Genomic DNA, 25,494 nt, shown 5'->3' with positions numbered 1-25,494 from the left:
CCTTATCGTGACGAGACGATAGAGTCTGTATTCAAGAGGACTCTGAAGGCCAATCCCATGACATCGATTGAAGGCGCACCTGCCGCCAAAGGCGTGCAATCTCCCCGTGCTACAGGGCCGGGCGGCGATGTACGCCTGGGCGTCATGGCGGCGCTGTTCACCTATACATTCTGGGGTCTGCTGCCGCTGTTCTTCAAGCTGCTTGAGGATGTCGATGCGGTGGGCGTCGTTGCAAACAGGATTGTGTTCTCGCTGATTTTCGTGGCTGCAATTTTGTTTCTGCGTAAGCGCTTTGCCGAGATTGTCGTCGCATTGAAGGATTGGCGGATACTCGCCCTGATGGGCGTCTCTGCGGTTCTGATTGCAATCAATTGGCTCACCTTCATCTGGGCAGTGAACAATGAGCGGGTGCTCGAGGCCAGTTTCGGCTATTTCATCAATCCGCTCGTGAGCGTTGCCATCGGCATGGCGTTCTTGTCAGAGCGGCTGTCGCGCACCCAGGCCATAGCTATAGCAGTTGCCCTGGTTGCCATCGGCATCCAGACTTTTGGGCTGGGGACCGTGCCGTGGATTTCCCTCGTTCTAGCCTTCAGCTTCGGCTTTTATGGCTTTGTGCGCAAGACGGTGAATGTCGGCTCGCTGCCGGGCCTGGCGATTGAGACGGCAATTCTCGTTCCCTTTAGCCTCGCCTTTCTCATCTACTTGCTGCTGGGGCCGCAGCCGACTTTTTACAGCGATCCGATGACCACGCTTTATCTGGTTCTGACTGGCCCGCTTACGGCTATTCCGCTGGTCATGTTCGCCTTTGCAGCGCGGCAATTGCGGCTTTCTACAATCGGCATGTTCCAATATATCGCGCCATCGCTGCAGTTTCTGTCGGCGGTGCTGCTGTTTGGTGAGGAGCTTTCGCCGCTGCGCCTTCTCAGCTTTGCGCTGATCTGGGTATCGCTGGCGATTTTTTCTTATGGATCGTTCCGTGCGCGTGGCCGCTCTGTTGCCGCCTGAAATCAGGTCGCGTCAATAGCTGTGCAAAGACTGGCCTCACCGACTTCCTTTACCACCGCGCCGATGGAGCGGAATAACTCGGCATAGGGCGAACCTGTCCGCCAAACGAGCTTTAGCAATCGAGATGCGCCGGGCGCGCCCAGTGTGTGAATGGAAATGCGAGGGTTGCTTTCCTCGCGCTTGAGGCTGATCGCTGGCAGCAGCGTGACTCCATAGCCGTTGGCGACAAGTTCCAGAATCGTTGTCAGCGATGTGGCGGCAAAGGTTCGGCCCTGCTGTTCGGGCTTGAGCGCACAGGCATCCACCATCTGGTCGCGCAGGCAATGGCCCTCTTCGAGCAGGAGAAACTGATCGCGCGGCAGTTTGTCGAGCCGCACCGGCTCGGAAATATCGGCGTCACGCTGGGTTGCCAACACAAATGGATCGGCGAAAAGCGTCAAGATTTCGAGATTGGACTGGGTGGGCTGGGTTGCCACAAGTGCAAGATCGAGATTGCCGTCGACCAGGCCCGTCACCAGTCTCTCGGTCTTGCCTTCGCTGATGGAGAAATGAATGTTGGGGAGCTGAGCGCCTAGAGCGGGCAATATGTTTGGCAGGAGATAAGGCGCGACTGTCGGGATCAATCCAAACCGCAACGGGCGGGCAGGGTGGCCGGCCGCCATATCGGTAAAGGCCTCCAGTTCACTTGCGGCACTGAGGACGCGGTTGGCATGGGCCAGAAAATCGCGGCCAAATGGGGTCAGGCGAACCGTTTTGCCTAGACGGTCGAAAATGGTTGCATTGCAGCGTTCTTCGAGCAGCTTGATCTGCTGTGAAAGTGCGGGCTGGGTCACATGGCAACGCGCTGCTGCTCGCCCGAAATGTTCCTCTTCGGCAATGATCTGTGCGTAGTGAAGTTGGCGCAGCGTCAATATGTGCATAAGTCTATCGTATAGGATGAGTTTCCTCTATTAGTCAAGCTAATCGTCTGCGTCAGATTTATCAATTTGCAACTTGATATGGCTCGCGTTAGGGGTAGGGCCAAAGTTTAGAATGCTTATAAAGACGAGGCCTCATGTCCGACAAACCGACCATGACCACGAGCGCCGGCGCGGCTGTTCCCGACAATCAGAATTCGATTACTGCCGGGCCGCGTGGTCCTGTCTTGATGCAGGATTACCAGCTTGTCGAAAAGCTGGCCCATCAGAATCGCGAGCGTATCCCTGAGCGTGTCGTCCACGCAAAGGGATGGGGAGCATTCGGTACGCTCAAGATCACCGGCGACATCACAAGCTATACCCGTGCAAAGGCACTGCGGCCGGGCGCGGAGACCCCGCTGATTTTGCGTTTTTCAACCGTTGCGGGTGAGTTGGGCGCCGCGGATGCGGAACGTGACGTGCGCGGCTTTGCGATCAAGTTCTATACTGAGGAAGGCAATTGGGATCTTGTCGGCAACAACACGCCGGTCTTTTTCGTGCGCGATCCGCTGAAATTTCCCGATTTCATCCATACCCAGAAGCGGCACCCCAAGACCAATCTGCGCTCGGCGACCGCCATGTGGGATTTCTGGTCTCTTTCACCCGAAAGCCTGCATCAGGTCACAATCCTGATGAGCGATCGCGGTCTGCCGGTCGCTCCAATGTTCATGAATGGCTATGGCTCGCACACCTATTCGTTCTGGAACGACAATGGCGAGCGGTTCTGGGTGAAGTTCCACTTCAAGACCCAGCAGGGCCACAAGTTCTACACCAACGCGGAAGCGGAAAAGGTGATTGGGCAGACGCGCGAAAGCTATCAGGAAGAGCTTTTTGGCGCGATTGAGCGCGGCGATTATCCCAAATGGACAGTTCAGGTCCAGATCATGCCGGAAGCCGATGCCGAAAAGACAAGCTACAACCCGTTCGATCTTACCAAGGTGTGGCCGCATGGGGACTATCCGCCGATCGAGATTGGCGTGCTTGAGCTTAACCGCAATCCTGAAAACTATTTCTCGGAAATCGAGCAGGTCGCGTTTTCGCCCTCCAACATCGTTCCTGGCATCGGGCACTCGCCCGACAAAATGCTGCAGGCGCGCGTGTTTTCTTATGCCGATGCGCATCGCTATCGTCTGGGCACGCATTACGAGACTTTGCCGGTCAACGCGCCCAGGTGCCCGGTTCATCACTATCACCGCGATGGGCAAATGAACTTTTACGGCGGCATCAAGACGGGCAATCCCGATGCTTATTACGAACCCAACAGTTTTGACGGTCCGGTTGAAGACAAATCTGTTCAGGAACCGCCGCTCAAGGTCTCGGGCGATGTCGATCGCTACAATCACCGCGATGGCAATGACGATTTCGGGCAGCCGCGCGCGCTGTTTAATCTCTTCGACGAGGGGCAGAAAAAACGCCTGTTCGCTAATATTGCCGCTGCAATGGATGGCGTGCCGGCCGAAATCATCGAGCGCCAGTGCAAGCTGTTCGACCAGGTTCATGCTGAATATGGCGCTGGCGTTCGCGCAGCGATTGCCACGGGAAAGCAGCAAAAACCTGCGTCGGTTTCGGCCGCGGAATAACAATCTAGCCATTTGGCATAAGAAATTTGAACCCGGCGTTTTGCGGCGCCGGGTTTGCTTTTTTCCACAAGCATGCCGATAGGTCGCATTTTAATTAAAGGCCCGGGAAGTCCTTCAAACGATATCTAGACCCTTCTGCGAAGTTGCGCAGGAATGGCGTTTGGCCCGGGAGAGCAATGATGAACGAAGCCGCTGAAAATATTAAGGCATTTGCCAATTTCAGGGTGCTTAACGGTGAAGCGGATGCGCAGGAACGCGATCACCTGATCCGCAACCTTGCTCAACTGTTCTCCTATGTTTCGGATCGCTGCGACGACGAGCAGGTTGCTCAGTACGATGAAGTGCTGTGCCAATTGGCCGATATTGTCGAGATTGAAGCGCGCGCTCATGTTGCCAAGCTGCTTGCGCCGCTTGAGCGGGCACCGGGCTCGGCCATCGTCAAGCTGGCCCATGACGTCATAGAAGTTGCCGCGCCGCTGCTCGAGTTCTCCAACGTGCTGTCCGACGACGACTTAATCGAAATCGTCGAACAGCAGTCCGAAGCGCATCGCGTTGCTATCGCGGGCCGCAAGCGATTGGCGGATCGTGTGGGCGATGCCATCGTAACCTACGGGCAGGAACCCTCGATCACGCGCCTTTTGCGCAATATGGGCGCCGATATCAGCAATCGCGCGATTGAAAAGATTGCCGTGCTTGCGACCGAGAACGCTTCCCTGGCCGAGGACTTGCGTGGCCGGGAACATATCGACTGGTCGGAAATGCGTGGCCGGGTCAGCGCGATCGGGGTCAAGGCTCTTGAAACGCTCGGCCTTATCGAGCACATCGGCGATGCCAATACGGTCAATCGGGTTCAGGCGGTCGTTTACAATCGCATCAAGAATCGTGCTGGTTTTTCGGCCCAGGAGTGGAAGCTGGCCTGGAATCAGGTCAAGGCCCTTTCGGATCGTCGCCAGTTCGATCTCAAGGCTCTGCATCGGTTCACCCGATTTGGATATGGGCACCACACTGCGGCAGGACTTACGATGCTGCTTGAAGTGCGGCCTGAAATTTTTGTCAAATGGCTGGCCATGCAGGATTATGTGGCCGTAACGGTAGCAGCCAGAGCCATCGATCTTGCTCCCGATCTTTTTGAATCGATTGTCGGTGTGCTGCCGTGGCGCGATATGCCAAGCACGCTCGATATCGCCAATGTACGGTCCCGCTACGAAGCGCTGAGCGAGGAAGAGGCCTCTGGCATCTTCGAGCTTTGGCGCTCCCATTCCTTTCGTCGCAGAGGTCATGCAGTCGAAGAGGCCGTTGCCTGAGGGCAGCTAAACGACACAAGGAGACAAGACGGATCGGTCGCCTGACCGGTCCGTTTGCTTTTTGAAAACCCTGCTACAGCGTAAAAAAGCCAGCCTGCGCACTTGACGAAAAAGATATAAACATATCTTTATGTCATTTAATTTGGTGTCGTGCTGCCAGGGGCGGGATTTGGCAAACGCTGATACAATCGTTGCGCTACTCAAGGCTGCCGGTGAAGAGACACGGTTGCGTCTTTTGGCCTTGCTGGCCGAAGGCGAACTCAGTGTCAAGGATTTTACCGAAATCCTCGGGCAAAGCCAGCCGCGGATATCGCGGCATCTCAAACTTCTGGCCGATGCCGGACTTGTAACGCGCCATGCCGAGGGCGCCTGGGCCTATTACCGTCTCACCGAAAACGGCGTCGCCGGATCGCTTGCAGGCTGGCTCAAGGACGAGCTTGACGGTTCGACGCAGGATGTCGCGCGCGATCGTTCCAAGCTCACCAGGCTGCGCATGGCGCAAAGGGAAAAGGCTGCAGCCTATTTTGGCAAGATTGCGGAAAGCTGGGATCGGTTGCGCTCACTACATGCGCCGGAAGCGGCAGTGGAACAGGGCATTTTACAGTGCTTTGAAGGAAGCGATGTCGAAACCCTGCTCGACATCGGAACGGGCACAGGTCGTATGCTGGAATTGCTTGCCGATCACTATCGGCAGGGCATGGGCATCGACTCCAGCCGTGAGATGCTTTCGATTGCCCGCGCCAAGCTCGATGCTGCCGGGATCGCTCACGCTCAGGTGCGGTTGGGCGATATTGCCGAGCTTGAGGATTACTCGGACTTTGCCGATGCGGTGGTCGTGCATCAGGTGCTGCATTATTTCGATGACCCTGGGGCGGCCCTTGGCGCCATCGGCGCCTGCATCAAGCGCAATGGCACTCTTGTGATCGTAGATTTCGCGCCGCACAAATTCGAGTTTTTGCGCGAAGAGCAAGCGCATAGACGCCTTGGGCTTTCAGATGACCAGATGGAAAGCTGGGCGCAGGCAGCGGGGCTCAAAGTCGTAAAAGTCGACAAATTTCCACCCCAGGACAGCGAAGGGCTGACGGTTTGTCTCTGGCAGTTGTCGCCCGTTGGCCGAACGCAATAATCGATAAGGATTTCTAACCCGTGACCCCGAATAATGGCGCCACGCGCCTCAGCCGCCAACCGGAAGTCAACCGCCCTGATCTTGAGGTTAGCTTCGAGTTCTTTCCGCCAAAAACGGATATGATGGAAGCGCGGTTCTGGGAGAGCCTCAATAAACTCGCGCCGCTCAAACCGCGTTTTGTTTCGGTTACTTACGGGGCAGGCGGTTCAACGCGCGAGCGTACCTTGCGCATGGTATCGCGGATCACCGCCGAGTCCGGCGTTCCCGCTGCGGCGCATCTTACCTGCGTCGGTGCGACGCGCGATGAAGTCGATGAGGTGGTGCGTGGATATGCAGAAGCTGGCGTCAATCGGATCGTTGCCTTGCGTGGCGATCCGCCCGAAGGGGTTGGTCAGCCCTTTACCCCGCATCCCGACGGCTACAAGAACGCTGCCGATCTGGTGGCGGGCATCCGTAAGATCGGTGATTTCGATATTTCGGTTGCCGCTTATCCGGAAAAGCATCCGCAAAGCGTCGATTGGGACGCAGAAATCGACAATCTCAAGCGCAAGATCGACGCCGGCGCCAACCGCGCGATCACGCAGATGTTCTTTGAGAACGGCGATTATTGGCGCTTTGTCGAGCGGGCCCGCAAGGCGGGCATCGAGGCGCCTATCGTTCCCGGCATCCAACCGATTCACAGCTTCAAACAGATCGCGGGTTTTGCAGGCCGGTGCGGTGCATCGATTCCTCGCTGGCTGGCCGAGCGCTTCGATGGGCTTGAGGACGATCCCGAAACGCACGCACTTGTTGCGGCGGCAGTTGCCGCTGAACAGGCTACCGAGTTACTCGATTCAGGGGTAACGGAGTTCCATTTCTACACGCTGAACCGTTCCAATCTGGTACTGGCTCTGGCCCGGCTTTTGGGCATCCGCCCATAGGCGTTAACTGGTCGGTAAGGAATGGTTCATCGCGCGTTCACCAAACTGCTGCCATGATCGTGGGTACATTTGTGTGTCATGCGGGGCAAACAGGACGGTTGATGATGTTGAACAAACCCTCTGTGTCGGGCGCGATGATCCTCGCCTTGATCGTAGCTTTTGGTAGCGGCTGGTTTCAGCGCGATGCCATCTCGCGCATCGGAAGCGATGAGGCGCATAGTATCGATGTTGTCGAAACCGAGAGCATTGTTGCCGACGAGGACATTGCCGAAGAAGTGGTAATTGCCGAAGAAGTGGTAGAAGAAGCCGAGCGTACCGCCACAGCCCCAAATCGCGTTGTCGATAGTGCGGGCTTCCCGGTTGTGCCTGAAGAGCCGCGCGAAGCGGTCAGGACCGGCCCGATTGTGACGGTCAATGGCCGGCCGCTCGGTTCTGACGAACCTGCGGTTGCCCGTGCGACGGAAAATACTACGTCCTCTGCAACCGTCTCGTCGACCGAAGCTGAGCAGACAGTGGCCGTTGTGGAGCCGCCGCGCCCGATCCCGCGCCCGGAAGGGTTAACCTTGCCCCGGCAGGAGCAGGCTATCGATCAAAATGCAGTGACTGCCAGTGCTGCGCGCCCGGCAAGTGGCATTTCGGTCAGCAGTAACGGGTTCATGTCCCGCGAGGAGCGAGAAGCGCTGGCGCCGATGCCAGGGGAGCCGGTTCGTCCGGCAGGCGGAGGCGGTGAACTGGTTGCGATTGTGGGTAATAACGGGCAGGTCATCTGGGTTCATGCCGATCAGGTGGGTCCCGCCGGGCGGGTAGCACCTATACCATCAGCGCCGGTAGGCAATCGCTATGGCTTCGTCTATGATGATTACGATTATCGTTGGTAGGCCATTAAAATTCCCCGCAATCCAGTAGGAGTCAGCAGGGAAAGCCGCAGATCGAGGGAGCAGAATCATGTCATCGTCGTGTTGCTCCTGCTCAGACTTGGGCAGGTGCCCTCCGTTTGCGCTTCAGCTTGATCGGTTCTTTCGGGCCTTGGCGTGTCGTCTTAAGGCCTTGATTATTCGGAAACGCGAGATGTCTATCTGGCAGCGTATCGCCGCCTTTCTGGGTTCTTTTTCCGAAGGAACCGGGTTGGCTGGCGGGATCGCCAATATTTTCGATCCAGACAACTGGATGCCCGGTGGGCGCGATGCGGCCTTCACCATGTCCATTATTGCGCTTTCAGCCAAGATGGCAGTCGCCGATGGCGTCGTCAGCATTCGTGAAATCAAGACATTTCACAGGCTCGTCGATATTGCCGAGGGCGAGGACAGACACGTTGATCAATTTTTTGCACTGGCACAGCAGGATGTCGCGGGTTTCGATGCCTATGCGCGCAAGGTTCGCAAGCTGTTCATCGATAGCCCGGCGACGCTTGAACATGTGCTGGACGCCCTGTTTGAGATTGCGACGGCAGATGGCCTCGTGCATGAGGACGAGATTGCGTATCTGAAAGCGATAAGCGACATATTCGGGTTCGATGAAGTCCGGTTCGAGCAGATTGCCAGCCAGCACGTGCTTATGCCGAGCGGGCAGCGCGATCCTTATGCGGTGTTGGGACTTGTGCCTGGGGCCAGCGATGACGAACTCAAGCGGACCTATCGCCAGCTTGTTGCCGAGCATCACCCTGACAGGATGATTGCCAAGGGCGTGCCGACCGAACTGATGGGTCTGGCGACAGCCAAGATGGCTGCCATCAACACCGCCTATCAGGAAATCCAGGCCGTGCGGGGGCAGCGTCAGGTGCTGTTGGCCGAGTAGGCGCCAACAGGCTTGACGGGATGGCGCCAGCCACCATACATCAGCGTCGTCACCAGTTGACCGGGCGGCCGCTGCGCGTTTACGCGGAGAGGAAAGTCCGGGCTCCACGAAAACACGGTGCCGGGTAACGCCCGGCGGGGGCGACCCCAGGGAAAGTGCCACAGAAAGCAAACCGCCATGTTATGACATGGTAAGGGTGAAAGGGTGCGGTAAGAGCGCACCGCGGACCTGGCAACAGGGACGGCACGGTAAACCCCACCGGGAGCAAAACCGAATAGGGATGATGGGGGCTCCGGCTCCGGCGGCGTTTTCGCTGCTTGTCATCCGGGTTGGTTGCACGAAAGGACTGGCAACAGTTCTTCTAGATGAATGGCCGCCACGTTTGCCCGGAAGGGCAGGCCCTACAGAACCCGGCTTACAGGTCAACTGGTGACGCTTTTCCACAAAACCGGGTTTGGGAAACAAATTCTTAAAGCCTGCCATGCAATCTGCGTCAAAGTGGATTTGATCCACGTAAAGTTCTTTATGCGTGGCCTTTTTCAGAGGTCGAATGAAGGAGCGCGAGGCGCGAGTCACAGACCCTATGGGCAATAATAACGTGGCCGGTTCAGGCCCTGATAATTCCCATGAATCTGTATTGCTGCCGGAGGTGCTTGAAGCGCTTGGGCCGCTCGATGGCGCCTGCATTGTCGATGGCACATTCGGCGCCGGTGGCTATTCACGTGCCATGCTCGATCGCGGCGCGATTGTCATCGGGATCGACCGCGACCCGACCGTTCTTCCCTTTGCCGAAAAGCTCGCTTCTGAATTCGGAGACAGGTTCACCTTCATTGCAGGCCGTTTTGCCGAACTCGACAGCCTTGTAGCCGACAAGCCGGTTGCTGGCGTGGTGCTCGATATCGGGGTCAGTTCCATGCAACTGGACCAGGGTGAGCGCGGCTTTTCCTTTATGCGCGCGGGGCCGCTCGATATGCGCATGGGCCGGGAAGGGACCAGCGCCGCTGATCTCGTCAACGAACTGGATGAAGCCGAACTCGCCAATCTGATTTTCGCTTATGGCGAGGAACGCGCGTCCCGGCGCATCGCCAGGGCCATTGTCGCCGCGCGCGCCGATACCCCGATCACCGATACGCTGGCGCTGGCGCGGCTTATCGAAAAGACCATCGGGCGAAAGCCCGGCGCCACTCATCCGGCGACCAAAACCTTTCAGGCGCTCCGGATTGCGGTCAATCGCGAGTTCGACGAGCTTGTCGGCGGCCTTTTCGCCGCCGAACGCCTTCTGACCGAAGGCGGGCGGTTGGCGGTCGTGACTTTCCATTCGCTCGAAGATCGCATCGTCAAACGCTTTTTCGATATCAGTAAAACCTCAGCGCCTCAGTCGCGGCACTTGCCGCAGGTTGAGGCGGTGGAGTCGTGCTGGGCGCCGGTGCGCAAGCCGGTCAAGGCGGGCAGTGCCGAACTGGCGCGCAATCCGCGGGCGCGTTCGGCTACGTTGCGTTCAGGTATCCGGACCCTGGCGCCTGCGCGTGAAGTTTCCCGTGAAGGGCTTGGTGTGCCCGGCTTCAGGCGAGGTGCGGCATGAACAGTCTGCTCCACAAGATCAACGTGCTTCTCGCGGTCGTGTCCATGTTTGCCCTTGTTGGCGTTTATGCGCAAAAGCATATGGCCGAACTGACCGCAGCCGAAATCCGCTCCATCGAAAATGCAATCGCAAAGCAGCAGGCCGATCTCTCGATCTTGCGTGCCGACTGGGCCTATCTCAATCAACCAACGCAGATTCAGCCGATCATCAAACGTCATAGCGAAGAACTGAACCTGCAGATGGCCAAAGCCAGCCAGTTCGGTTCGATCGATGCTATTCCCATGCGTCCGCAGATGCGTCTCGATACCGACGCGCTGGACGCCTTGTTCCAATCGATTGAAGAGGGCGAGGATCCGATCGGCGCCCTGCTGGAGGGGTTGTTGTGAGTGCGATAGCCAGCAACGATGTCACGATTTCGCTTGATGGCGCCCGCAAGAGCCGGGGCAACCTTACAAGCGCGCGCATTCGCTGGGCGATGTTCTTTGTATTCGTTGTTTTCGCCATCATGGCTGGGCGGCTTGTCTGGTTGGGCAATATCGAACTCGATACGACTATCGAAGGGCAGACGCGCGATGCAATCATGGCCTCGCGTCCGGCAATTCTGGATCGCAACGGCATTGAAATGGCCGTCGATATCCGCGTGCCTTCACTGTTTGCCGAACCGCGACGTATTCTCGATGTGGATGAAGCGACCGATGCGCTTCTGACGGTACTACCGCATCTGAACCGTTCCTGGTTGCGCCAACGGCTTTCGGGTGATCGCGGGTTTGTCTGGGTGGCGCGCGAGCTTACTCCAGCTCAGGAAGAGCGTATCATGCGGCTGGGCATACCAGGGCTGGATTTCGTAACGGAAAGCAAGCGGTTCTATCCCGGTGGCACCGTTGCGGCCCATGTTATGGGCGCGGTCAATATCGACAATGTTGGCATCGCGGGCGTCGAAAAGCATCTCGATGATGACAATGTTGCGCTGCTGCAATCGCTTGGCCTTGCGCGCGGTAACGCCCTGACGCCGGTCAATCTGGCGCTGGATCTGCGCGTCCAGCATGTGCTGCATGACGAACTTTTGGACGCTATGGAACGGTATCAGGCAGTTGCGGCAGCAGGCGCAATTATGGACGTCCATACCGGTGAAATCGTTGCGATGGCATCGCTGCCCGATTTCGATCCCAATGTGCCTGCAACGATGCTTGAGGAAGGGCGCTTTAACCGCTTGACTGCGGCGAAGTTCGAGCCTGGCTCGACCTTCAAGACCATGACATTTGCGGCTGTTCTGGATAGCGGGGCATTGCGGCTCACCGATTCCGTCGATGCGCGCTTCAACGCGCGGTTCGGGCGCTACTCCATCAGCGACTTTCACGGGAAATACCGCATCCTGAGCGTTGCGGAAGTCTATAAATACTCGTCCAATATCGGCACCATCAAAATGATGCAGGCGATGGGCAAGGATAATTTCCGGGCTTTCATCACGCGCATGGGATTTGAAGGTGGACCGTCGATCGAATTGCCGGAAGTGACCACTTCAACAATTCCGAACAACCTTTCGGAAGTCGCAGCCGCGACCATCTCCTTTGGCCATGGACTGAGTGTCACCCCAATGCAGATGCTCACCGCGACCGCAGCCTTGGTCAATGGGGGCTATCTGATGGACCCGACGCTGTTCGAGCGTTCGCGGGAAGAGGCAATGGTCGGTGCATCGCAGGTGGTTTCTCAGCGCACCAGCGATCAGATCCGCTATCTGATGCGGCTCAACGCCCTTGAAGGTTCGGGGAGTCGTGGCAATCGCATTGCCAATGGCTATCGTTGGGGCGGCAAGACCGGTACGGCCGAAAAGGTCGTGGATGGACGCTATTCGACCCAGAATGTGACGGCATTCTTTGCTTCGGCATTCCCGCTCGATGCGCCACGCTATGCCATGTTCATTCTCGTCGATGAACCCAAGGCGGAGAATGCGCAGTCAGGCCGGACCGCCGGTTGGAATGCCGGTGAAGTGTCGGGGCGTATTGTTGCGCGCGCCGCTCCTATGCTAGGCATCCAGCCAAATAACGACCCAGAGATCGACGCCCAACTTATTCCAATTGAATTGCGCCAATAAGGACATTTGAATGACCATGCCTTTTTCTGTTGCCACTTTACTTGATGGCATGGCCAAGGTGAGCCCGGATGTTTCGGCGTCTGGCCTTTGCGCCGACAGCCGATTGGTTGGAGAAGGGGATGTGTTTTTTGCGCTTCCAGGAACGCGCGCGCATGGAAACGCCTTTGCAAAGGACGCCGTTGCGCGCGGTGCCGTTGCCGTTGTTACGGATATAAAGCCGGAGCTTGATCTGGACGCGCCGGTCATCCTGGTCGATGACGTTCGCATGGCTTATGCCCGCGCTGCTGCAAAAGCCTGCGGCCCGCAGCCCACCCATTGCGTGGCCGTCACCGGCACCAATGGCAAGACTTCGGTTGTTACATTCCTGCGCCAGATCTGGGACTATGCGGGCCTGAAGGGCGCAAGCCTTGGCACGCTCGGCCTTATGGTCGGCGATGAACACATTCCGGGCGAGTTGACGACCCCCGATGCGCTGTCCCTGCATAAGACGCTGGCGCAGCTCAAATCGGACGGGGTCGATTATGTTGCAATGGAGGCGTCCAGTCATGGCATCGATCAGCGCCGCCTCGACGGGGTGAAGTTCGAGGCGGTGGCGTTCACCAATCTCAGTCGGGATCATCTCGACTACCACGCGGATATGGACGCCTATCGCGATGCCAAGCTGCGCCTGTTCCGCGAGTTGATAGACGACAGCGCAACAGCGGTCATCGATGCGGAAAACGAGGAAGGCATGGCCTTCATGTTTGCTGCGCTCGATCGTGGGGCGACGGTTTTCACCGTTGGTGCGGGTGGTGCCCATATCGATGTGGAAAGTGTCGAAGTCGAAGGTTTCGGCCAGCGGGTCAAAGGCAAACTTGTGGGCGAGCCGCTGGATTTCCATTTGCCGCTTGTCGGCCGTTTCCAGGTCGATAATGCCGTGGTCGCTGCCGGGCTGGCCATGGCAACCGGCGTTGAAAATGCCGTGGCCATTGCGGCACTCGAACATCTCAAGGGCGCCAAGGGGCGGCTGGAGCTTGCGGGCAAAAAAGGCGATGGTGCGGTTTTCGTCGATTACTCGCACAAGCCCGAAGCGTTGCGGGTTGCATTGGAAACCTTGCGCCCCTCTACCAAGGGCAAGCTGATCGTTGTCTTTGGCTGCGGCGGGGACCGCGATGCGGGCAAACGCCCGCAAATGGGCGCTATCGCTTCCGAGCTTGCCGATGTGGCGATCGTCACCGACGACAACCCTCGCACCGAGGATGCAGCCTCAATCCGGGCACAGGTCATGGCCGCTGCCAAAGGCGCCACCGAGATCGGCGACCGGGCCGAAGCCATTCACCATGCAATTGCCATCATGGAGCCGGACGATACCGTGCTCGTTGCTGGTAAGGGGCATGAGGACTATCAGATTATCGGCAAGACCAAGCACCATTTCTCGGATCACGAAGTTGTACGCGAAGCTCTAGGAAACTGACGGGATTTCAGTAGCAATGCTTTATTCGATCGCTGAAGTCATCGCGGCGACCAGCGGTCGGGCCGAAAACATTGCGGCGCAGTCGGTCGGCTCAATCTCCATAGACTCGCGGGACATATCGCCCGGTGCCCTTTTCGTTGCCATCAAGGGCGACAATTTCGACGGCCATGATTTCGTCGCCAAGGCGGTAGAGGCAGGTGCGGTCGCAGCGCTTGTCAGCGAGGCGCAAGCAGCAACGCTCTCGGGGCTGCCTCTGATCGTTGTGTCCGACGCGCTTGAAGGATTGAACCGGCTTGCCCGATTTGCCCGGCAACGCTCCAACGCGCAGATCGTTGCGGTGACGGGCAGTGTCGGCAAGACCTCAACCAAGGAAGCCATCCGCACGGTGCTCTCCAGTGCCGGGCGGACGCACGCTTCCATCCGCAGCTTTAACAATCACTGGGGCGTGCCGTTGATGCTGGCGCGTATGCCGGCTGACACCGAGTTTGGCGTTTTTGAACTCGGCATGAGTGCGGCAGGCGAGATAGAGCCCTTGTCCAAGCTCGTGCGGCCGCATTGTGCGGTCATCACCACCATTGCCCCTGCCCATATCGAGTTCTTCGACTCCATCGATGGGATTGCCGATGCCAAGGCCGAGATATTTGCCGGGCTGCAACCAGGCGGTCTTGCGATCGTCAATTGCGACCACGATCAGATCGAGCGGCTTATCGTCCATGCGCAGACCGCTGGCATAAAGGTGCGGACGTACGGCTTTGCCGAGCGGGCAGATGCCCGGATCACCGGATTTGTCAGCAATGCCACCGGCGCGCACGCAAATCTTGCGAGTGAGGGGTTGGACGTAAACATCAACCTGTCTGTGACCGGGCGCCATGTGATTGCCAATGGCGCGGCTGCCATTCTGGTTGCACAGGGTTTCGGTATTGCGCCCGAGGCGGCTGCTTATGCGCTTGCCAAGCAGGAAGCGCCGGAAGGGCGTGGCGCAACATATCGGCTGGGAACCGGCGAGCAATCGCTGATCCTGCTCGATGAGAGTTACAACGCCAACCCTGTTTCCATGCGGGCGGCACTTGAGGTTTTTGCAGCGATTTCGACGGATGCGAAGCGCCGCGTGCTCGTTCTGGGGGAGATGCGCGAACTTGGTGCAGCATCACAACAGTTTCATGCCGAACTGGCGCAAGATGTGATTGATGTGGCGCCAGACCTTGTTTTTTTGGTGGGCGAGAATATGAAGGCGCTCGCCGAACGTTTGCCGCCGCACCTGCAGATTGAGCGCTTCGCATCGACCGATGCCGGTGCCGATCGTATTGTCGATGCGCTTGCCTTTGGCGACTCGGTTATGCTCAAAGGATCGAATGGCGTCCGGCTCGGGACATTGGTTGCTCGCATTCGTACGCATTTTGGTGCCTGAAGGACGAAGTTGAAAATTTCATGCTCTATTTCTTGCAGCAGTTTGGTGACGTCTATCCCGTTCTCAACGTCTTTCGCTATCTTTCGTTCAGAACCGGCGGCGCTATAATCACAGCGCTGTTCTTCGTGTTCCTCTTCGGGCCCGGTATGGTCAATGCGCTGCGTGTAAGGCAGGGCAAGGGTCAGCCGATTCGTGAGGACGGGCCTGCAAGTCACCTGATCACCAAAAAGGGTAAACCCACCATGGGCGGGTTGATGATCCTTTCCGGTGCGATCGTTGCGATCCTGCTTTGGGCCGACCTTTCCAATATCTATGTCTGGGCAGTGCTTCTGGTGACGGCCGGGTTCGGACTCGTCGGATTTTACGACGACTATCTCAAGGTCAAGCATCAGAGCCACAAGGGCTTTGGCGGCAAGCAGCGTCTCCTGATCGAGGCGGTGATCGCCGTTGTCGCCTGCATCATGATTGCCAGCCAGACCGGCGACCCGTATGCGACCTCGCTGCTGTTCCCGTTCGTGAAGGGGCTGGCGCTCGATCTTGGCCTGTTCTTCTTTGTCTTTGGTGCTTTCGTCATCGTTGGCGCAGGCAATTCGGTAAATCTTACCGACGGGCTGGATGGGCTGGCCATCGTGCCGGTGATGATTGCTGCCGCAGCTTTCGGGCTGATCGCTTACCTCGTCGGCAATCAGGTCTATTCGGACTATCTCTTCCTCAATTTCGTACCGGGAACCGGCGAACTCTCGATCATCTGCGGTGCGCTGATTGGCGCGGGCCTGGGCTTTTTGTGGTTCAACGCGCCGCCGGCTCAGATCATCATGGGCGATACCGGCTCGCTTGCGCTTGGCGGCGCGCTTGGCGCCATCGCGGTTGCTACCAAGCACGAAATCGTCATGGCCATCATTGGCGGGTTGTTCGTTCTTGAAGCCGTGTCGGTGATCGTGCAGGTCGCCTCCTACCGCCTTACGGGAAAGCGGGTGTTCCGCATGGCGCCTATTCACCACCATTTCGAGCATTTGGGGTGGACTGAAAGCCAGATCGTGATCCGTTTCTGGATCATTGCGATGGTGCTGGCGCTTATCGGGCTCAGTTCGCTCAAGCTGCGCTGACACAGCCCTACGGAAAAATTTGCCGCTGAGAGCGATATGGTTGCGAATTCGTAACCACTTTGGCGCTAATTTTGCATTTTGCGACGACGCTGGGAGCGCGGCCCGCCCATATCGCGGCCTTGTGGTCTTGGCCGGAGCATAAGCCAATTGTGTCTGGAGTATCCCCTTGGCCGCAATCAACGCATGGTTCTCCCGTGAGAGAAAAACCCCGATCGCTGAATGGTGGTGGACGGTCGACCGCGAGTTGATGTTTGCGCTGGTCGCGCTGATGGCCTTTGGGGTGTTGCTCAGCTTTGCGGCCAGTCCACCTGTGGCGGAGCGTATCGGGCTGGGGCCGTGGCACTTCACGCAACGGCATGCGATGTTCTGCCTGCCCGCACTGGCTGTCATGGTTCTGGCCTCGTTCGTCAATGCGCGCTGGTCACGCATCATTGCGCTGCTGACCCTTGTGGGTGGTATTGTCCTGTTGTTTCTCACGCTTCGTTACGGCGTTGAAATCAAAGGAGCGCGACGCTGGATTTCCTTTTTGGGCCAATCGGTTCAGCCGACCGAATTTGTAAAACCGGCCTTTGCGATTATTGCTGCATGGCTGTTGTCCGAGAAGATGAAGCGCAAGGATGTGCCCTCCCATACGCTGACACTTGGCCTGTTGGTTGTGATTGTTGTGCCGCTGCTTTTGCAACCCGACGTCGGCCAGACCGCGCTGGTTGCCATCACCTATGGCGCGCTGCTGTTTCTCTCGGGCATTTCATGGTGGCTGATTGCTTCGCTCGGTGGTGCAGCCGTTGTTCTTATTGGCATGGCCTATATGTTTTTCCCGCACGTTGCCCGGCGCATCGACGCCTTCATCAACCCGGACACGGGCGACAACTATCAGGCCGAGCGCGCGCTTGAATCGCTGCTCGAGGGCGGCTGGTTCGGCAAGGGGCCCGGTGAAGGGATTGCGAAACGCTATCTGCCCGATGCGCACGCGGACTTTGTTTTTGCCGCCGGTGCCAGCGAGTTCGGCATCTTGTTCTGCCTGATGCTTGTTGGCCTCATTGCGTTTATCGTCCTGCGCGCACTTTTTCTGGCACAAAATCAGCAGAGCCTTTTCAATCGTCTTGCTGCCAGTGCATTGGCGGTGCAGTTCGGCGTGCAGTCGGCAATCAACCTGACCGTGAACCTGAACCTTATTCCGCCCAAGGGCATGACGCTGCCATTCGTATCGTATGGCGGCACCTCGATGGCTGCGATTGCGCTGGGCATGGGACTGCTTCTGGCGCTGACACGCAAAAAGCCTGAAGAAACCTTTGCCACGGGCTTGCCGATCCGCAGTGCATTGCGCAAAGAGAGCGCATGAGCACATTTGTATTAATGGCCGGTGGAACCGGCGGTCACCTGTTTCCGGCGCTCGCGCTGGCGCAGGAGTTGCGCCGGCGCAGCCACATCGTTCATCTGGCAACCGATCAGCGTACCACCCAGTTCGGTGACGCGTTTCCGGCGCGAGAGGTGCATGTCATCCCCGCGGCTACACCTTCGATCCGCAATCCGATCAAGTTCATCAAGGCCGGTTTCACCATTGTTGGCGGGACCTTCCAGGCCTGGAAGGTGCTGCGTGAAATCAAGCCCGATGCGGTTGTCGGGTTCGGTGGTTATCCGTGCTTTCCGCCTTTTCTTGCAGCTTCGCTTATGGGCATTCCGGGTGTCTTGCATGAGCAGAATGCCGTATTGGGACGGGCCAACCGGGCGCTGGCGCGCTTTGCCGACACGCTGGCAATGAGCTTCGTGCCGACCCGCTACGCCGACACGTTCAAGCTCAGGCGCGAGTTGACGGGCAATCCGGTGCGCGACCGTGTTCGCGAGGCCGCCGGCACGGCTTATCCTCCCTTGAGTGCCGACCATCCGGTCCGTCTTCTGATTTTTGGCGGCAGCCAGGGCGCGAAGGTATTTTCCGACCTGGTGCCATCGGCGCTTGCCGCGCTCGATGACGCCGTGCGCAGAAGGCTTGTCGTTACCCAGCAATGCCGCCCCGAAGATCTCGACCGGGTGGCCGAGAGCTATCGTGCCGCGCGGATCAATGTCGAACTTGCAGCGTTTTTCGACGATCTGCCTGAGCGCATTGCGCAGAGCCATCTGGTGATCGGGCGCGCGGGGGCTTCCACGGTCGCGGAACTGACAGTCATTGGGCGGCCATCGATCCTGGTGCCCTTGCCGGGCTCGCTCGATCAGGATCAGCGCGCAAATGCCCAAATCGTTGAGCAGGCCGGTGGTGGGTGGCTGGCCGATCAGGCCACGCTTTCACCGCAATCTCTTGCCACCCAGCTTCACGATCTTTTGAATTCTCCTGATCGACTCGTTTCGGCTGCGCAGATGGCAAAAACAATTGGCCGCGCCGATGCCGTTGAACGGCTTGCCGATCTTGTGGAACAGACTGCCAAGGAAACCAGATGAATACAAAAATGCCACGCGAGATCGGCCCGGTGCATTTTGTCGGCATTGGCGGCATCGGCATGAGTGGCATCGCCGAGGTGCTGCACACGCAAGGTTATACCGTGCGCGGTTCGGACATGGCTGCAAATGCCAATGTGCAGCGGCTCGAGGAAATGGGTATTGCGGTCAAGATAGGTCAGAGCGCCGACAATATCGGGGACGCGGCGGTGGTTGTCATTTCCTCTGCGATCAAGAAGGACAATCCTGAACTCAAGGAAGCGCGCGCCCGCGGTTTGCCGGTTGTACGCCGCGCTGAAATGCTTGCCGAAATCATGCGGTTCAAGAACGCTATTGCGATTGGTGGCACCCACGGCAAGACCACAACGACATCGATGGTCGCGGCCCTGCTCGATGCAGGTAATCTCGATCCCACCGTCATCAATGGCGGTATTATCAATGCCTACGGCACCAATGCGCGATTGGGGCAGGGCGACTGGATGGTGGTCGAGGCAGACGAGAGCGATGGCACTTTCGTCAAGCTGCCGGCCGATGTGGCCGTTGTCACCAATATCGATGCCGAGCATCTCGATCACTACAAGGATTTTGATGGCGTTCGGAAGGCCTTCAGGCATTTTATCGAAAACGTACCCTTTTATGGCTTTGCGGTCATGTGCCTGGATCATCCGGCGGTGCAGGCATTGGTTGGTGAAATCGAGGACCGCCGCGTCATCACCTATGGGCAAAACCCGCAGGCCGATGTGCGAATTTCCGATATTGATGCGCAGCACGGAACCACGCGCTTTTCCGTCATCGTGCGCGACCGTGTGACCGGCGCCGAGCGGATAATCGACAATCTCGAATTGCCGATGCCGGGCCTGCACAATGCACTCAACGCCACAGCGGCGATTGCTGTTGCCGACCAGCTCAAGGTCAGCGCCGAAGACATCCGTTCAGGTTTGAAGGGGTTTGGCGGGGTAAAGCGCCGCTTCACGCTCACCGGGCAGGTCGAGGGCATTTCGATCATCGACGATTACGGTCATCACCCTGTCGAGATCAGTTCTGTGCTGCGGGCCGCGCGTCAATCGGCCAGACGCGACGTGATCGCGGTGGTTCAGCCCCATCGTTATTCCCGGCTCAATGACCTTTTTGATGACTTTGCGGCCTGTTTCAATGACGCCGATACCGTGCTTGTCGCCCCCGTTTATGCGGCGGGTGAAGCACCAATCGAAGGTGTCAGCAGCCAGGAATTGGTCGATCGGATACGCGCGCGCGGTCATCGCGATGCCCGTGTGATCGGTGGACCCGAGGATGTCGCGCCTATCCTTCTCGAACGTGCCGCAGCGGGCGACTATGTGGTCTATCTGGGCGCTGGCAATATCACCCAATGGGCCAACGCCATGCCCGCCGAGTTGGAAAAGGCGCTTGGGGCACGTAAGGCGGCGCAATGATTTTTCCCGATCTCTTGCCGCAATTTGCCGATTGGATCGGCGATGTGCGCGGCAAACTCATTGCAAATCATCCGCTGGCCAAGGTGAGCTGGTTTCGAGTCGGCGGACCGGCGCAGCTTTATTTCGAGCCTGCCGATGAGGCGGACCTGGTTCATTTTCTCAAGAACCTGCCTGCCGGTATCCGGGTGCTGACCATCGGACTTGGCTCTAATCTTCTCATCCGGGACGGTGGAGTCGATGGCGTCGTCATCAAGCTGCCCGCAAAGGCTTTCGGGCAGGTCGAGGTGCTCACTGACAACCGTATTTCGGTGGGGGCAGGGCTGCCAGACGTAAAGCTGGCGACCGCTGCGGCCAATGCCGGGATCGACGGAATGGAATTTTATCGGGGTATTCCCGGTGCCATTGGCGGCGCTCTCTACATGAATGCCGGGTGTTACGGCACCGAGACCCATCAGCGTGTGGTTTGTCTGCGCGGCGTAACGCGGGAGGGAGACGTAATCGAACTCTCCAACGCGGATATGGACTATCGCTACCGCAAATCGAACGGGCCGAAAGGCGTGATTTTCACGTCGGCAACCTTTGAAGGGCTACCCGGCGACCGCGATGAAATATTGACCAAAATGCGCGATATTACCGACCGACGCGAAAGCACCCAGCCCACAAATACCCGTACGGGCGGTTCCACCTTCAAGAACCCGGACGGCCATTCGGCCTGGAAACTTATCGATGAGGCCGGGTGCCGGGGCCTTCGGATCGGCGATGCGCAAGTGTCAGAGATGCACACCAACTTCCTGATCAATCTCGATGCTGCAACCGCGCATGACATCGAGTTGCTGGGCGAAACGGTGCGCAACAAGGTGCGCGAAAAGCATGGCATCGACTTGAGCTGGGAAATCCGCCGTATCGGACATTTTGAGCCCGGCAAGGAAGTCCGCCAGTTTCTAGATGGCGATGTCTTTGCGGGCGCGCACTAGAGCGTGTCCAGGAAAAGTGGAAACGGTTTTCCGGTTCGGACACGCGACAAAACTAGGAGTGAGAGCAATTCTGCGATTCAATGAAAAGCAGACTTGCTCGAAACAACTGACTTACTACCGCCTTGGCAGGCACGAATTGGAAAGGCTGGTTTCATGACCAAACACGTTGCAGTGCTCAAGGGTGGGTGGTCCCATGAACGGGAGGTTTCGCTCAATTCCGGTGCCGAATGCGCGCAAGCCCTGCGCAACGCGGGTTACAGCGTCACTGAAATCGATGTGGGTCGCGATATTGCCCAGCGCCTGACGGCTTTGAACCCCGATGTGGTTTTCAATGCGCTGCATGGCCGGTTCGGGGAAGACGGCACCATTCAGGGGATGTTGGAGATTCTGGGCATTGCCTATACCCATTCGGGCGTTCTCGCTTCCTCGGTGGCGATGGACAAGCATCAGGCCAAGGTGATGTTCAAGGCGGCTGGGGTGCCTGTCACCGATCATGTCATTGCTTCGCGCGCCGAGATCGCGCGCAGCCATGTCATGGAACCGCCTTATGTGGTCAAGCCGTATAATGATGGTTCCAGCGTCAATGTCTTCATCGTCAAGCAGGGGCAGGAGCATCCGCCGCAAGAAATCCTGCGCAGCGATTGGGATGGCGATGAGGACCTTATGGTCGAGCGTTTTGTGCCCGGACGCGAGCTGACATGCGCGGTTATGGGCGATGTCGCGCTGGGCGTTATCGAGGTCGTGACCGACCTTGCCTTTTACAACTATGAGGCGAAATACGTTACTGGCGGCTCCAATCACATTCTTCCTGCGCAAGTTTCACCGAAAATTTACGAAAAAGTTCAGAAAATGTCGCTCAATGCGCATGCTGCTTTGGGCTGCCGTGGCGTAACGCGAAGCGACTTCCGATACGACCCGCGCGGCGGCGACGATGGTGAACTTGTCTGTCTGGAAATCAACACCCAGCCGGGCATGACGAAAACATCGCTCGTCCCTGAGCTCGCGGCACATGCAGGCCATTCGTTCGAAGAACTTGTAAGCTGGATCGTGGAGGATGCGAGTTGCAACAGATAAGGCGTGAGTTTGTCGCTGACGCTGCGCCGGTTGCGGAACCGCCTCTGTTTGCCGATAAACCGTCCCTGCGCACCATTCGACCTGCGATAAAACCTGTTCCTCCGCTTGCGCCGGTCAAAAGCGAGCGCAGGCAACTGGCCAAGCGTGCCAACCTGCCGGTGACGACCCGCAGGCGTCGCGGTGTTCTTGTCGGGTTCGGGCATTTCTGGGTGCTCCACCGCGTCGTGACGCTGCGGGCAATGCTGGTTGCGCTTCTGCTCGCTGTTGGCGTCGGTTGCTATGTGATACGCGAGGATATCCGCACTGTGGCGCTGATTACTGCCGATATTGTCAGCGGCGGTGCGGCAGAAGCGGGCTTTGGTGTCGCGCAGATCGAGATCACAGGGCAGGCGCTGACCCGTGAAGCCGATGTAATCTATGCACTTGCGCTCGACGATTTTTCCACCACCCTTGCCTTCGACGCCGAGGCGGCGCGGCTACGCATCGAGGAAATTCCCTCGGTGGAAACGGCAACCATCCGCAAGATCTACCCCGATTCAATCGTGGTTACGATCCAGGAAAAGGTGCCGGTTGCGCGCTGGCGCATCGACGGGGCAACGATGTTGATCGATGCCGCCGGGCGCCCCATTGCTCCGGCAAGTTTCGAGAATGGCGATCTGATGCTGGTAATCGGAGAGGGTGCTGGCGATGATGCGATCGCCATGATTAATCTCATGGAGCGCTTTCCGGCGCTGGCCGATGACCTGGCCGCCCTGAGCCGGATCGGAGATCGGCGCTGGGACATGATTTTTTATACCGGTCTGCGCGTGCAATTGCCTGAAAATGGTGTTGTTTCCGCGCTGGAGCGGCTCAATACCCTTCACCGCGATCACCAGTTGCTGGACCGCGATCTCGATCTGATCGACATGCGCGTGCCTCAATATCTGGCCGTCCGGCCCACCCAGCGGGATGAAAGCTGATGATGACCTCCGCAATGACAGCCCGGCTCAAGCCCGTTCAGCCTGGCCGCGCTTCACTTGTGACCGTCCTCGATATCGGATCGACCAAGATCTGTTGCGTCATTGCACGCCTTGTGCCGCGCCCGGAAGGGCGTTCGTTGCGGGCGCGCACCCATACCGCGCAAATCATCGGGTTCGGCTATGGACCTTCCGCCGGGGTCAAGAGCGGGGTCGTCACCGATCTGGACAAGGCCGAACAAGCCATACGTTCAGTTGTTGGCATGGCCGAGCGGGCCGCAGGGATCACCGTGCAGTCGGTCATCGTTAATGTCACGGCGGGGCGGTTGGGGTCAGAAACCTTTTCCGCCAGCGTGTCGCTCGATGGCCATGAGGTCGAACCTGCCGACATTTCGCGCGTGCTGATCGCGGTCAATGACCGCAGCATCCGCGATGAGCGTTCGATCATTCATGCCCTGCCCATCGGTTTTTCGCTCGATGGTCAGAAGGGCGTGCGCGAGCCGCGCGGCATGGTCGGGGAAACGCTGGGCGTGGATGTCGCCGTTATCAGCGCCGAAACGCTTTCCATGCGCAATGTCGAGCTTGTGCTCAACAAGTGCCATCTCGAAGTCGAGGCACTTATGGCAACGCCCTATGCCAGCGGGCTGGCAACGCTTGTCGATGACGAAGCAGAGCTTGGCGTCGCCTGCATCGATATGGGCGGGGCGACCACCACCGTTTCGGTGTTCAACGATGGACAACTGGTCTATGCGGACGCTCTCGCCATTGGCGGGCACCACATAACGCTCGACATCGCGCGGCAACTTTCGGTCAGCATTGACGATGCCGAGCGCCTCAAGACCCTTTATGGCTCTGCGCTGCAGGGGCAGGGCGATGAGAGCGACATCATCACGATCATGCCCATAGGCGCGCCGTCCCATGAGGCGCCCAATTCCATCTCGCGCGAGACCCTGACCCGTATTGTGCGTCCGCGTGTCGAGGAAATTCTCGAAGCCATCCGCGACCGGATGCAGGCGACCGGTATGATGGATGTCAGTGGCCGCCGTTTCGTTCTGACAGGCGGCGCGTCCGATCTCACCGGCCTGCCGGAACTGGCGCGCCGCATGCTCGCACGCAATGTTCGCAATGGACGCCCGCTGGGGATTTCCGGCTTGCCAGATCGCGCCAAGGGAGCCGCCTTTGCCACCGTTGCCGGAATGCTCGTTTATCCGCAGGTCTGCGGCACCGAATATGTCCAGCCGCGTGCCGTGCGCAAGCTCACGGGGACCGACGGTTATCTCGCTCGCGTCGGAAGCTGGTTGAAATCGGGTTTCGTATAATCCCGGTCGGACGCCCTATAGCATGTCGTCCAGGCTCCAGTGGTTGCTCCATCTTGCGTCGATTTCGGATTGCACGTCCTGGTATCGTAGATCGGTTGAGAGGCGGATGCGGTTCTCAACGTCCTGATTATCGGTGGATGCGTGGATCATGTAAGGGCTGTGCAGCATAAGATCGCCCGCCTCGAAGTCAGCAACCAGCCAGCGTGAGTCGAAGCGCTGCGCCATATCCGGCAGGTCTTTTGAAACCCATCCGCCTTCGGTCATGTGCTTGTTGAATGCATTTATGCGCTCTTGCGGGCTCAGTTCTGCTGCCCGCTCGGCAAACTCTTGCTCCATCTTGACCCCGATAGCGTGGGAACCTTCAAGATAAACGAGACCACCCATCCGGCGCGGAATATCTCCAATGGGTATCCATGCGGTTACGATTCTGTGGGTGCCGCCTCTGAGGTACACAAGATCGTAGTGGGCAGGCGTGAACGTGCTGCTGCCGGGCCTTGTGTAGCGCATGATCTTGCGTTTGTGGATGTAAGACAGGCCGCCAAGAAAGGCATCCATGAATGCCACCAGTTCAGGCTGGGTGCAAAAGGATTCAAAGGCGGCGGATCGTACGATTTCCATCAGTCGGCGGTCGATATCGGCCTTGCCACCAACCTGCGGGCTGCATATTCCGATGCGTGGGTCCGTGCCGGCGGCGATCAAACCTGCCGAGCCGAGATGCGACAGGACCCGGCCACGAAAGGCAAGGACCATTTCGGGGTCAAAAAAGCCTTTGAGCCAAAGATAGCCTTGATCCTTGTACTGCTCAATAAGATCGCCCAGCGGCTGTTTGGGGAGCGTGGGAACCAACGCTCCCATGCGCGTGGGCGCGCAATCAAGAACGCGTCCTCCAGCTTGAAGCGGGGTAAAGGCTTCTGATGACTCGGGTTCGTGCATGTAAGCTGATTTTGACATTTCGATCATCCAGAAAAGCGGTTCGTGAGCGTCA

Annotated in this window: 22 protein-coding genes and 1 other RNA gene; 21 read left to right on the top strand and 2 right to left on the bottom strand. The window is 58.2% G+C overall.

Annotated features, from left to right (window positions below; genetic code table 11):
* Positions 1–57: 57 nt before the first annotated feature.
* Positions 58–1,005 (top strand): EamA family transporter RarD, encoded by a 948-nt coding sequence (gene rarD, locus EO133_RS17590; RefSeq protein ID WP_127073959.1) that lies wholly within the window; start codon positions 58–60, stop codon positions 1,003–1,005.
* A 2-nt stretch (positions 1,006–1,007) separates the two neighbouring features.
* On the opposite strand, the gene EO133_RS17585 is transcribed toward rarD, so the two are convergent.
* A complete protein-coding gene (locus EO133_RS17585; RefSeq protein ID WP_127073958.1) occupies positions 1,008–1,925 on the bottom strand; it encodes a hydrogen peroxide-inducible genes activator in 918 nt (305 codons plus the stop codon).
* Between the two features lie 134 nt (positions 1,926–2,059).
* On the opposite strand from EO133_RS17585, the gene EO133_RS17580 reads away from it, so the two are divergent.
* The 20 genes from EO133_RS17580 to ftsA all read left to right on the top strand — a co-directional run bounded on the left by EO133_RS17580 (position 2,060) and on the right by ftsA (position 24,509).
* A complete protein-coding gene (locus tag EO133_RS17580; protein WP_127073957.1) occupies positions 2,060–3,541 on the top strand; it encodes a catalase in 1,482 nt (493 codons plus the stop codon).
* Positions 3,542–3,720: 179 nt separating this feature from the next.
* Positions 3,721–4,845 carry a DUF2336 domain-containing protein gene (locus EO133_RS17575; RefSeq protein WP_164735080.1) on the top strand — a complete coding sequence of 375 codons (1,125 nt, stop codon included), beginning with the start codon at positions 3,721–3,723 and terminating at the stop codon, positions 4,843–4,845.
* A gap of 169 nt (positions 4,846–5,014) precedes the next feature.
* Positions 5,015–5,971 (top strand): ArsR/SmtB family transcription factor, encoded by a 957-nt coding sequence (locus EO133_RS17570; RefSeq protein WP_244640689.1) that lies wholly within the window; start codon positions 5,015–5,017, stop codon positions 5,969–5,971.
* A 20-nt stretch (positions 5,972–5,991) separates the two neighbouring features.
* Positions 5,992–6,891, top strand: a complete 900-nt coding sequence (gene metF / locus EO133_RS17565; RefSeq protein WP_127073954.1) for a methylenetetrahydrofolate reductase [NAD(P)H] — start codon at positions 5,992–5,994, stop codon at positions 6,889–6,891.
* Between the two features lie 101 nt (positions 6,892–6,992).
* Positions 6,993–7,769, top strand: a complete 777-nt coding sequence (locus EO133_RS17560; protein WP_127073953.1) for a hypothetical protein — start codon at positions 6,993–6,995, stop codon at positions 7,767–7,769.
* Positions 7,770–7,959: 190 nt separating this feature from the next.
* Positions 7,960–8,685, top strand: coding sequence for a TerB family tellurite resistance protein (locus tag EO133_RS17555; RefSeq protein ID WP_127073952.1), 726 nt, complete (start codon positions 7,960–7,962; stop codon positions 8,683–8,685).
* Positions 8,686–8,737: 52 nt separating this feature from the next.
* Positions 8,738–9,119, top strand: an RNA gene (gene rnpB / locus EO133_RS17550) — RNase P RNA component class A.
* A 116-nt stretch (positions 9,120–9,235) separates the two neighbouring features.
* Complete coding sequence (gene rsmH / locus EO133_RS17545; RefSeq protein ID WP_244640691.1) at positions 9,236–10,267, top strand: 16S rRNA (cytosine(1402)-N(4))-methyltransferase RsmH; 1,032 nt, start codon at positions 9,236–9,238, stop codon at positions 10,265–10,267.
* Entirely contained in the window at positions 10,264–10,653 is a 390-nt protein-coding gene (gene ftsL, locus EO133_RS17540) for a cell division protein FtsL (RefSeq protein WP_127073951.1), read from the top strand. Before rsmH ends, ftsL begins: the two co-directional genes overlap by 4 nt.
* Positions 10,650–12,359 carry a peptidoglycan D,D-transpeptidase FtsI family protein gene (locus EO133_RS17535; RefSeq protein ID WP_244640693.1) on the top strand — a complete coding sequence of 570 codons (1,710 nt, stop codon included), beginning with the start codon at positions 10,650–10,652 and terminating at the stop codon, positions 12,357–12,359. The genes ftsL and EO133_RS17535 overlap by 4 nt, the downstream gene beginning before the upstream one ends.
* A 16-nt stretch (positions 12,360–12,375) precedes the next feature.
* Positions 12,376–13,812: a UDP-N-acetylmuramoyl-L-alanyl-D-glutamate--2,6-diaminopimelate ligase gene (locus EO133_RS17530; protein ID WP_127074041.1), complete on the top strand. Its 1,437-nt coding sequence runs from the start codon at positions 12,376–12,378 to the stop codon at positions 13,810–13,812.
* A 16-nt stretch (positions 13,813–13,828) separates the two neighbouring features.
* Positions 13,829–15,220: a UDP-N-acetylmuramoyl-tripeptide--D-alanyl-D-alanine ligase gene (locus EO133_RS17525; protein WP_127073950.1), complete on the top strand. Its 1,392-nt coding sequence runs from the start codon at positions 13,829–13,831 to the stop codon at positions 15,218–15,220.
* 20 nt (positions 15,221–15,240) lie between these two features.
* Entirely contained in the window at positions 15,241–16,326 is a 1,086-nt protein-coding gene (gene mraY, locus EO133_RS17520; RefSeq protein WP_127073949.1) for a phospho-N-acetylmuramoyl-pentapeptide-transferase, read from the top strand.
* A 166-nt stretch (positions 16,327–16,492) separates the two neighbouring features.
* Positions 16,493–17,668 carry an FtsW/RodA/SpoVE family cell cycle protein gene (locus tag EO133_RS17515; protein WP_244640696.1) on the top strand — a complete coding sequence of 392 codons (1,176 nt, stop codon included), beginning with the start codon at positions 16,493–16,495 and terminating at the stop codon, positions 17,666–17,668.
* The gene (gene murG, locus EO133_RS17510) at positions 17,665–18,759 is read left to right on the top strand and encodes an undecaprenyldiphospho-muramoylpentapeptide beta-N-acetylglucosaminyltransferase (protein WP_127073948.1); all 1,095 of its coding nucleotides are present in this window, start codon (positions 17,665–17,667) and stop codon (positions 18,757–18,759) included. Before EO133_RS17515 ends, murG begins: the two co-directional genes overlap by 4 nt.
* Positions 18,756–20,186: a UDP-N-acetylmuramate--L-alanine ligase gene (murC, locus tag EO133_RS17505; protein ID WP_127073947.1), complete on the top strand. Its 1,431-nt coding sequence runs from the start codon at positions 18,756–18,758 to the stop codon at positions 20,184–20,186. Before murG ends, murC begins: the two co-directional genes overlap by 4 nt.
* On the top strand, positions 20,183–21,160 hold the full coding sequence (murB, locus tag EO133_RS17500; RefSeq protein ID WP_127073946.1) for a UDP-N-acetylmuramate dehydrogenase: 978 nt from the start codon (positions 20,183–20,185) through the stop codon (positions 21,158–21,160). The genes murC and murB overlap by 4 nt, the downstream gene beginning before the upstream one ends.
* Positions 21,161–21,313: 153 nt before the next feature.
* A complete protein-coding gene (locus EO133_RS17495; RefSeq protein WP_127073945.1) occupies positions 21,314–22,234 on the top strand; it encodes a D-alanine--D-alanine ligase in 921 nt (306 codons plus the stop codon).
* A complete protein-coding gene (locus EO133_RS17490; RefSeq protein ID WP_127073944.1) occupies positions 22,222–23,193 on the top strand; it encodes a cell division protein FtsQ/DivIB in 972 nt (323 codons plus the stop codon). Before EO133_RS17495 ends, EO133_RS17490 begins: the two co-directional genes overlap by 13 nt.
* Positions 23,193–24,509 carry a cell division protein FtsA gene (ftsA, locus tag EO133_RS17485; protein WP_127073943.1) on the top strand — a complete coding sequence of 439 codons (1,317 nt, stop codon included), beginning with the start codon at positions 23,193–23,195 and terminating at the stop codon, positions 24,507–24,509. Before EO133_RS17490 ends, ftsA begins: the two co-directional genes overlap by 1 nt.
* Positions 24,510–24,524: 15 nt before the next feature.
* Here ftsA and EO133_RS17480 read toward each other — a convergent pair whose 3' ends face one another.
* Positions 24,525–25,460: a phytanoyl-CoA dioxygenase family protein gene (locus EO133_RS17480; protein WP_127073942.1), complete on the bottom strand. Its 936-nt coding sequence runs from the start codon at positions 25,458–25,460 to the stop codon at positions 24,525–24,527.
* Positions 25,461–25,494: the final 34 nt, after the last annotated feature.

It is taken from the genome of Pelagibacterium lentulum (assembly GCF_003992625.1).
GTDB lineage: Bacteria > Pseudomonadota > Alphaproteobacteria > Rhizobiales > Devosiaceae > Pelagibacterium > Pelagibacterium lentulum.
This window is presented reverse-complemented; position numbering and strand designations above follow the sequence as displayed.